Here is a 9,584-nt window from a genome sequence, read left to right as displayed (position 1 = left end):
ACAGACTAAAAAATCAATATTTGGAATCATTTCAATACACGATTAATCGAGTCATCAACTGAGGAAAGAAACACAGGAAAAGCCCATACAATGGGTTAGTAAAGAGGGGTTGAAAAGAGAAGTGCTTGGATTAACGCTATATCACTGATTCAATGATTAATGCGTCATGACGCCAATATTCTAGGTCACAGCTTACTACTTGGTTTGTTTGATCATGATGCAGGCGTTGTATCAACATCGCAGGGCTACCTGAGGTTGCTCGCAATGCTTGAGCTACGTCTCCAAGTAATGATGTCGTACTTACTCTATATTGAGTATTAGAGAACACTACGTCAAAGTGTTGCTTGCAGATATCCACCAGCGAGCCCGTTAATTCATGCTCAATCATGTTTGGAGCCACTTCAGATCGAGTAAAGTTGATGGTATAGGCAACGGGACGCTGTTCTAAATAGCGAACTCTATTTACCTGCACAACGTTTGCAAACGGCGGCAGATTTAGTAACTGAGTGGCCTGCTTAGTTGCCAATACCTGATGCGCCTTTAGTACTTTGGTCGCAGGGGTGCGACCTTGTTCCTTTGACATACTTTCAAAGCTGTGCACTTTACTAAGTGAATAGCACAATGGCTGCGGTGAAATAAACCAACCACGGCGATCTTCTCGATAGATTTTGCCTTCTGCTTCCAATACCGAAAGCGCTTCTCTAAGGGTAACTCGAGTGGTATCGAAAGATTCGGACAGTTTGCGCTCTGAAGGCAGCTTTTGCCTTGGGCTAAGAAGTCCCGATCCGATCTGTTCAACAATAACGTCTTTTATTTTAACGTACTGCATTTACCGTCCTTAGTTTCGATTTCACCCTATCCAAGATGTCCACCCTAGGTCAACTGGCTCTAATTACTATTGTGCCATAAAGATTATCGATAAGAGACCTAAAAGCCTCTAGCCACTTTGTATTTTTAAAAATGTTTCCCTTGGCTTTTGTTTCCACTACTATGGAAATAAAACAGGAGACTCAAATGCAATTAGAACAAGTCGCAAAAGCACTCAAAGAATTAGGGCACCCTACTCGTTTGAGCATTTATCAGCAGGTGGTAAGAGCCGGTCATCAAGGGACTCCTGTGGGCGATATTCAGCAAGCACTAAATATTCCAGGCTCAACGCTCTCACACCATATATCTAATCTAACCTCAGCCAATTTGATTGAACAACGCAGAGAAGGGCGCACACTGTTTTGCGTTGCTCAATATGAGAGCTTACAAACTGTCATCGATTTTCTACAAAAAGAGTGTTGTATCGATGAGTGCTAAATAGCATCAATTCAAAGAGTTTGCTACGAGCACCACAGTAACAGGGCATATCATTCCCCTTAATTTCTATAACATGTAACCATCCTCAAAGTTCTCATCGATAGGAAATCACATGAGTTGGGTTGTATTTACCTTTATTGCTGCATTTAGTCAGTCCTGGCGTAACGCTTTCCAAAGTCAGCTAAGCAAAAACATCAATGTTACTGGGGTTACCTTAGCGAGATTCTTGTGGGCAAGCCCTCTTGCACTTATTTATCTGCTGAGTCTGTATCACTGGTTTCCAGCTAAATTACCCACTTTTACGCCCTATTCGTGGTTTTTCCTATTTGGCGCCTCCATTATGCAGATTATCGCCACCGCACTTATGGTAATCCTGTTTAAGCAAAAGAACTTTGCTATCGGGGCCGGGCTTGCCAAATCAGAGGCACCAGTCTCGGCTTTTCTTGGGGTGCTATTTTTCGGAACTAGCTTGTCAGTGCTAGGGTGGATGGGAGTCCTATTTGGTGCGATCGCAGTAATGTTGTTGAGTTGCCCCAATGGTATCCGCAGTATCTCTGGAAAAACCGCCCTACTAGGGCTGGCATGCAGCACAGCATTTGCCTTAACTTCACTGTGGGTTAGAGAGGCTAGCCTTAGTCTTTCTGTTCCTTTCCCACACAGCGCAGCTTGGGTGCTCTTTATTGTCATTTTGACTCAAAGCATAATGTTAACCAGTTACTTAGCACTAAAAGACCGAGCCACACTCAAGCAAATGTTTGTTAAGCCTAAGTTGGTAGTGATGACCAGTGTTGCGAGCTTTATCGGCTCATTTGGATGGTTTAGTGCTATGTCACTGCAGGCGGTACCTTATGTGAAAACACTTGGGCAAATAGAGATTTTCTTTACTATGCTGATCTCGTACTTTTATCTTAAACAGAGCATTTCTAAGAAAGATATATTTGCTTTAGTTTTAATTGGAATAGCCGCAATATTAGTAATGTGGCATTAAAATAAATACAAAACCAAACGCTAATATATAAAATTAAACGCATATGTGATTGAGATTGCTAGTATAAAAAAAGCTAAGCAATCAAATGCAGATTAATTTACACCAAAACTATGGAAATATAGTTTTCAAATTAATAAATACCCTTAAAAACAACCACATACGATGGTAAATAAGTTTTATAAATATAGGTAAATAGATTATTTTATATTTAAAACGATAATCAAAGATTGCATTTTTAACCACAAGGGCGTAATTATTACCCTCGAACTTTAGACGGTTATATTGTCGATTTTAATAATTACAAGGAAGCACTGTGACGATTGCAAATGCAACAAGTTTAACTTGGCATTGGTTGGAAGAATTAGCCAATTGCTCTGAGACTCAAGAGCCCAACTCTGAAGGAGTTACTCGCTTTTGTGCTACTCCTGAACATCGCCGTGCTCTAAGCATGCTATCTTCGTATATGTACGACAGCGGGATGGATGTTCGCAAAGATAATGCAGGCAATCTCATTGGACGCTATACCTGTGCTAACCCTAAAGCAAAGACCCTTATCTTTGGCTCACACCAAGACACAGTCCCGAACGGTGGTAAATATGATGGTGCGCTGGGGATTACACTTCCTATTGCACTAGTTCACTATTTCAATCGCCACCGTTTAGACTTACCGTTTAATATCGACGTTATCGCATTTAGTGATGAAGAAGGAACCCGATTTCAATCGACCCTGTTTGGCTCTAAAGCAGTTGCTGGAAGACCAAATATCGCACTACTTGATCATACCGATAGCAATGGGATTACATTGCAGCAAGCGCTGGGTGAAATGGGATGCAAGCCTGAGGACATTGAAAAGTGTGCCTATAATCCTGAGACCGTTATCGGTTTTGTCGAAACGCACATCGAGCAAGGTCCAGTTCTCGATAATGAAGACCTATCCGTTGCTGTAGTTACTGGTATCACCGGCTTAGAGCGCCATGTTATTACTATCTCGGGTGAAACTCACAAACTAAACTCACCAAATCTCGACTCCAAACAGGATGCCCTCGTAGGAGCTGCACAAGTCATTTCTATCCTAAACTCGATATGCAAACATGATTTTGAGCTAAAAGGTGTAGTAGGCAAAATAAGCAATTTCCCGAATGGAGTAAACGTGATTCCTCAGCGAACTGAGATCACTATAGAATTACGCTGTTCCGATGATGAAAAACGACAGCAGACTAGCCAGCGTCTATTTTCTGAAATTAACCAAGCAATGGAAGAGCTTAATCTATCTATCCATTCAGAACTGCTATATGAACAAAAAGCAGTAACCTGCTCACCGCAGCTGAGCGACAAAATGGCAGCCGCAATAGAATCTCACGACTTGCCAGTCCGAAAACTGTTTAGTGATGCTGGGCACGATGCACTTACCATGTCGCATCTAACTGATATTGCTATGCTGTTTGTACGCTGTAAAGATGGCATTACCCATCACCCTAAAGAATCAATTACCACAGCTGACATCCGCGTTGCCCTAGAGGTATTGGAGCGTTTTGTTTTAAATTTAGCTAGCGAATAGTCGATAGTTTTAGGACCATCGAATCCTCCCCCTCCGTCACCCCGGTCGTCTTTTAACCCGGGGTCTTTAACTACTCGGACTTTGATGTTTAAGATGTCCCCCGAGTGTCTACAGATTCCCGCCTGCGCGGGAATGACGAAACATTGTGGTTCAGAGAACACCGGACCGTTCGTCACCCCGGTGGTGTTTTAAGCCGGGGTCTTTAACTACTCGGGCTTTGATGTTTAAGATGTCCCCCGAGTGTCTACAGATTCCCGCCTGCGCGGGAATGACGAAACATTGTGGTTCAGGGAACACCGGACCGTTCGTCACCCCGGTGGTGTTTTAAGCCGGGGTCTTTAACTACTCGGGCTTTGATGTTTAAGATGTCCCCCGAGTGTCTACAGATTCCCGCCTGCACGGGAATGACGAAACATTGTGGTTCAGAGAACACCGGACCGTTCGTCACCCCGGTGGTGTTTTAAGCCGGGGTCTTTGGGTGCTCAGGGGAGGGTTAAAACTGAACCCGAGTGTCTACAGATTCCCGCCTGCGCGGGAATGACGAAACATTGTGGTTCAGAGAACACCGGACCGTTCGTCACCCCGGTGGTGTTTTAAGCCGGGGTCTTTGGGTGCTCAGGGGCGGTGTTGAAACTGAACCCAAGTGTCTACAGATTCCCGCACGAAAAGGGGCGGAAGTGGCTATGGTAGTATCGATGATGCCCTAGGTTCTAGGGCCGTCCCAACATTTCTTAACCAACGCATCAAGCTAAAGCATTGCAACGGCTGATAATAGTAATAAAGACGCCATCCCTATATTAAAGCTTCTAATTCGAATAGAGGTGGTGAGCCAGCGTTGCAGTTGAGTACCTGCTAATGTCCACAGGGTAACCGATGGAATATTGGCTAAGGTAAATATGCCTGAAATCACCAGCAATTCCCGCCACGAACCGGTAGCACTAAACAAAGCGATAGCGGTTAACGCCATTGACCACCCTTTTGGATTAACCCATTGAAAGCTTGCCGCACCTAGAAAGCTCATTGCTGTAAATGATCTTTGCTCTTTCGCCTTACCGCTGGTTGCGATCTTAGCGGCCAAGTAGAGCAAATACCCAAGGCTTACATACTTAAGTATGGTGTGACTTTGAGGATAAGCATTGAATACGCTAATCAACCCAACTCCTACCAAGATCAGCATTACAGCAAATCCTATCGTAATCCCCAGCATGTGAGGGATGGTTTTCTTAAAGCCCACATTAGCACCAGAGCTCATCAACATTATATTGTTTGGACCCGGAGTCGCTGTAGATACCAATGCAAACAACAGCAAGGCACCTAAATGATGCAGTTCCATGATTAAACCCTTCTATCGTGAATAGATAGAACAATTTTAATTGGAGTAGTGAGCAATTATTTGCTTATATTGATAACAATAAACCCAGTTAAGCAACCTGAGTGCGCCGTGGATAAGTTTGACGAAAGAATATTGCAAGCATTAAAGTTAAACGGAAAAATAGCCAATGTTGAACTGGCAGATAAAGTAGGTTTATCCGCTTCTGCAACATTACGAAGAGTACAAGATCTCGAACGCAAAGGTATCATTAAGGGCTATAGGGTGCTTCTTGACAGTGCGCAGCTCGGCGTAGGTTTTGTCGCCTATGTGTCAATAGGGCTTTCATCGCACAGTAAGAAAGCACAGCATGCCTTTGAGGAACATGTACGCTTTGTGGCTGAGGTAGTCGAGTGCCACAACATTACTGGCGCCAATGAGTATTTACTGCGAATCGAGACCCAAGATCTAGCCTCCTATAAGCGTATTCATGCCGATGTGTTGGGAGAGTGTGAGTACGTGAAATCCATTACCACTATGGTGGTAATGGATTCACCTAAGGATGAAAGGCGGTAGATGGGGTGGGATTCGTCACCCCGGTAGTGTTTTAAGCCGGGGTCTTTGGATACTCGGGTTTAGGTTTGAAATAGTGACCATGATTGAGTCCTGAGTGTCTACAGATCCCCGCCTGCGCGGGGATGACGATTTTAAGGTGTGGTGGAGTGGAGCGTAGCGATGAATCGATGTTTTGATGAAGTGCCCCATAGGGCCATAGGATCAAAGAACCATAGAACCGCTTCACCCCGCCTGCGCGGGGATGACGATTTTAAGGTGTGGTGGAGTGGAGCGTAGCGATGACTCGATGTTTCGATGAAGTGCCCATAGGACCATAGGATCAAAGAACCATAGAACCGCTTCACCCCGCCTGCGCGGGGATGACGATTTTAAGGTGTGGTGGAGTGGAGCGTAGCGATGACTCGATGTTTCGATGAAGTGCCCCATAGGGCCAAAGAACCATAGAACCCCTAACTCAAACCAACAATATTCCCGTCTTCATCAATATCTAAATTCATAAATGCAGGTTTGTCCGACAGACCTGGCATGGTCATTACCGCGCCACATAACGCGTAGATAAAGCCCGCGCCTGCGCACAGCTTAAACTCTCTGATCGGTACATCGAATTGAGTTGGGGCGCCTTTTACGCTGCCGTCAGTTGAGATAGACATAGGCGTTTTTGCCATACATAGCGCAAGGTTACCAAATCCAAGTTGTTGGAACTTATCCAGTTGCGATTTTGCTTTTTCACTTAAACTAACTGAAGCGGCGCCATAACCTACTTCTGTAACCGCCATAACTTTTTCTTCTAAGCTTTGTTCTAGGCGATACAAGGGCTTAAATTGTGAACCCTTCTCTGTTTGCTGAACCACTTTGGTTGCCAACTCAGCAGCTCCTGCGCCACCTTTAGCAAAGGCTTCACATACCGCAACCTCAACATCAAGAGGAAGGGATTCCACTAATGCCTTTAGCTGCTCTAATTCTTGGTCGCTATCTTGAGGGAAGCGGTTAATTGCCACTACCGTTGGCACGCCGTATTTAGCAACGTTTTCAATGTGCCATTTTAGGTTGGCAAAGCCAGCTTCTAGGGCTTTACTATCAGCTTCGAAAAGTGCATCAGGAATAGGTTGACCCGGCTTAAAGTCGTATAGGCCGGAATTAGCTTTAAGGCCGCGTAGGGTTGCAACAACAACTGCACAATCTGGTGCTTTACCCGACGCTTGAGCTTTGATATTACAGGCTTTTTCAAACCCCATATCTGAGCCAAAGCCACCCTCAGTTACCGTAAAATCAGAAAGCTTAATCGCAATATCATCTGCAATAATAGATGAATTACCATGTGCAATGTTTGCAAAAGGGCCAGCATGAATAAGCGTTGGGACGCCTTCAAGGGTTTGCATCATGGTCGGTTCAATCGCATCGCGCATGCTAACGGTCATTGCACCAGCTACTTGTAAGTCTTCGGTAGTTACTGGCTGACCATCAAGGTCGTAAGCTAAAACAATTTTACCGATTCGTGCACGGAGATCTTTGAGGTTTTTAGCCAGAGCCAAAATTGCCATTAGCTCAGAGGCAGCTGATATATCAAAGCCATCTTCGCGCTCGTAGCCATTAATAGTCTTACCCGGCTCATTACGTCCAACTGTAATTTTGCGTAATGCACGGTCGTTATGGTCAACAACACGCTTCCACGCTATCTGATCAGGGTCGATGCGCAGTGCACGTAGGCCTGTACGCGCTTCAAACGCTTCATAACCTTGTCTTTGTTCATGATAGATACGAGCATCAAGTGCTGCCGAAGCAAGGTTGTGAGCCGCTGTTACCGCATGAATATCGCCAGTTAGGTGCAGGTTGAGCTCATCCATAGGAGCAACCTGAGCATAGCCACCACCGGCAGCTCCGCCTTTAACTCCAAACACAGGTCCCATAGAGGGCTGACGAATACACGCCATCACCGATTGACCAATCTTAAATAAGCCTTGCGCTAAGCCAATCGCAGTCACCGTTTTACCTTCGCCTAACGGCGTTGGTGTCATTGCGGTTACGACTACTAGCTTACCGCTCTTTTTGCTCTCTAAACGCTTGAGAGCATTTAGTGAAATCTTGGCTTTATGCTTTCCATGCGTTTGAAATTCATCACTGTGTAATCCAGCAGCAGTTGCAACATCTGAGATAGGGCGTAATGGGGTGATACGTGAGATTTCAATATCCGACAGCATGACTTCCTCGGGATAAAAATAATAAGAGCGATTTTGAGCGGAATATTAATGAAATTTTACAATATGTAAAGGGCAAACGTTTGCGTGGAGGGGTAAACGCTGTGGTAGCGAATAATTATGAGTAATAATAGAAAACAAAAGTGATATTAACTCAATAGTTTACGCAACCGAATGAGTAGTTGTTTCAAGCATGAGTTTTTAGTTTGCTTAGAGTCTCTGCCTAAGTAAAACGACTGGTTCCACTGACTGCGCCACTCATTAGTAGTTGTAGTGGTTAGTTGACCAATGAGTTCAGCCCCTTGCCCAGCATAATCGTTGGCCAAGGAATAATCCATCTGCAATCGCCCCTGAACAAATAGCCACAAGTGCAGGGTCAACCAGATCTGTTGCACTATATGCGCTTGAAAGGCACCTTGGAACTCAGCAGAAATATTGTCATCAATTGCACCTCTCATCGCCAGCAGGCTTGGCAACTGCTGCTGAAATGCTCCCAATAAGCCCTGATATTTATGAGCTAATACTCCGAGCAATAACTGTTCATCACTATATTGGGAGTGTGTTGCCTTAGCCTTAAAGAACAACGACTCTAATGCTTGGCATTCACTAACAAATAACCTATCGGCAGACTTGATCTGTGTAGAGGTGGGAAGCTGAAATCCCCATAGCGTTAACAGTGATGAAATAGATGGCTGATTCATGGCATGCTTGATAATTTTTTGTTGGCCGTGAGTTTACGGGAAATTAGGCCTAGTGGCTATTACCGCTTATAGAACCGAGACTTAAACAGGGGCTATCTGTCCCCTTACAATTCAAACTTATACACCATCAGAGAAAACTTACCTTTCATTCCTACCACTCTCTTCCCAACAGATAGAATACCCAACCTAATTAATAGCAATGATACACATAGGCATACGCAGTGATTACAAAATTACCAAGATGGGTCGAATTTGGTGCCTTATTGCTGGCCTTTATTGCAGGTTCTATCAATGCTATTGGCCTGCTTGGACTTGATCATCAATCTGTTTCTCATGTATCGGGCACCGCAACCTTATTTGGTACTCAATTACTGACTTCATGGAGTACAAGCCTACACCTTGCCGGTGTTATGCTCTCTTTTTTCTTAGGTTCCGCAATTTCGGGTTTTGTGTTGCGCTCATCATCATTGAAGCTCAAACGCCATTATGAAATTCCACTGCTACTTGAGTCCGCATTATTACTAGCCACGATTTGTTTGCTTTATAAGCACAGTAATTTCGGCGACTTTTCAGCCGCTGCCGCTTGTGGGCTACAAAATGCCATGGTAACCACCTATAGTGGCGCAGTTGTACGCACTACACACTTAACGGGAATTATTACCGACCTTGGGTTGATGTTTGGCAATTACCTCAGAGGCGAAGCCATCAACAAGCGAAAATTGATGCTGTTTAGCTACATAACCTTTGGTTTTATTAGCGGCGGTACCGTTGGCGCATACCTATTTAAGGTGGGCTCATTCAATGCACTGTTCTTACCCACCGCACTGTGCGTGAGTATTGCTTTTTATTATCGAACCTATATAAAAACACATCCAGAGGTGGAGTAGCCGGTATAGGTCATATAATAACTTTTCTTGAGATATAAAAAATCACGCAACAAAGCGTGTCATTT

The 9,584-nt window shown here is 44.4% G+C and carries 9 protein-coding genes; 5 read left to right on the top strand and 4 right to left on the bottom strand.

Going from position 1 to position 9,584, the window contains the following annotated elements; translation table 11 throughout:
- Nucleotides 1-136 precede the first annotated feature (136 nt).
- Nucleotides 137-829: a UTRA domain-containing protein gene (locus OCU28_RS12225; protein WP_261817969.1), complete on the bottom strand. Its 693-nt coding sequence runs from the start codon at nt 827-829 to the stop codon at nt 137-139.
- A 185-nt stretch (nt 830-1,014) separates the two neighbouring features.
- On the opposite strand from OCU28_RS12225, the gene OCU28_RS12220 reads away from it, so the two are divergent.
- The 3 genes from OCU28_RS12220 to OCU28_RS12210 all read left to right on the top strand — a co-directional run bounded on the left by OCU28_RS12220 (nt 1,015) and on the right by OCU28_RS12210 (nt 3,851).
- The gene (locus OCU28_RS12220; protein WP_261817968.1) at nt 1,015-1,305 is read left to right on the top strand and encodes an ArsR/SmtB family transcription factor; all 291 of its coding nucleotides are present in this window, start codon (nt 1,015-1,017) and stop codon (nt 1,303-1,305) included.
- A gap of 112 nt (nt 1,306-1,417) precedes the next feature.
- Nucleotides 1,418-2,293 (top strand): DMT family transporter, encoded by an 876-nt coding sequence (locus OCU28_RS12215; RefSeq protein WP_261817967.1) that lies wholly within the window; start codon nt 1,418-1,420, stop codon nt 2,291-2,293.
- Between the two features lie 313 nt (nt 2,294-2,606).
- On the top strand, nt 2,607-3,851 hold the full coding sequence (locus OCU28_RS12210; RefSeq protein ID WP_261817966.1) for a M20 family metallo-hydrolase: 1,245 nt from the start codon (nt 2,607-2,609) through the stop codon (nt 3,849-3,851).
- Between the two features lie 748 nt (nt 3,852-4,599).
- On the opposite strand, the gene OCU28_RS12205 is transcribed toward OCU28_RS12210, so the two are convergent.
- Nucleotides 4,600-5,184, bottom strand: a complete 585-nt coding sequence (locus OCU28_RS12205) for a LysE family translocator (RefSeq protein WP_261817965.1) — start codon at nt 5,182-5,184, stop codon at nt 4,600-4,602.
- 108 nt (nt 5,185-5,292) lie between these two features.
- Between OCU28_RS12205 and OCU28_RS12200 the strand changes: the two genes are divergently transcribed.
- Nucleotides 5,293-5,736: an Lrp/AsnC family transcriptional regulator gene (locus tag OCU28_RS12200; RefSeq protein WP_261818301.1), complete on the top strand. Its 444-nt coding sequence runs from the start codon at nt 5,293-5,295 to the stop codon at nt 5,734-5,736.
- A gap of 449 nt (nt 5,737-6,185) precedes the next feature.
- Here OCU28_RS12200 and OCU28_RS12195 read toward each other — a convergent pair whose 3' ends face one another.
- On the bottom strand, nt 6,186-7,934 hold the full coding sequence (locus OCU28_RS12195) for a formate--tetrahydrofolate ligase (RefSeq protein WP_261817964.1): 1,749 nt from the start codon (nt 7,932-7,934) through the stop codon (nt 6,186-6,188).
- Nucleotides 7,935-8,080: 146 nt separating this feature from the next.
- Nucleotides 8,081-8,632, bottom strand: a complete 552-nt coding sequence (locus OCU28_RS12190; protein WP_261817963.1) for a hypothetical protein — start codon at nt 8,630-8,632, stop codon at nt 8,081-8,083.
- A 221-nt stretch (nt 8,633-8,853) separates the two neighbouring features.
- Here OCU28_RS12190 and OCU28_RS12185 point away from each other — a divergent pair, with 221 nt between their 5' ends.
- On the top strand, nt 8,854-9,519 hold the full coding sequence (locus OCU28_RS12185) for a YoaK family protein (RefSeq protein WP_261817962.1): 666 nt from the start codon (nt 8,854-8,856) through the stop codon (nt 9,517-9,519).
- Nucleotides 9,520-9,584 lie beyond the last annotated feature (65 nt).

The organism is Vibrio gallicus, from assembly GCF_024346875.1.
In the GTDB taxonomy this organism is placed as follows: domain Bacteria; phylum Pseudomonadota; class Gammaproteobacteria; order Enterobacterales; family Vibrionaceae; genus Vibrio; species Vibrio gallicus.
Note: the sequence above shows the minus strand (reverse complement) of the source record. Positions and strands in the feature narration are given on the sequence as shown.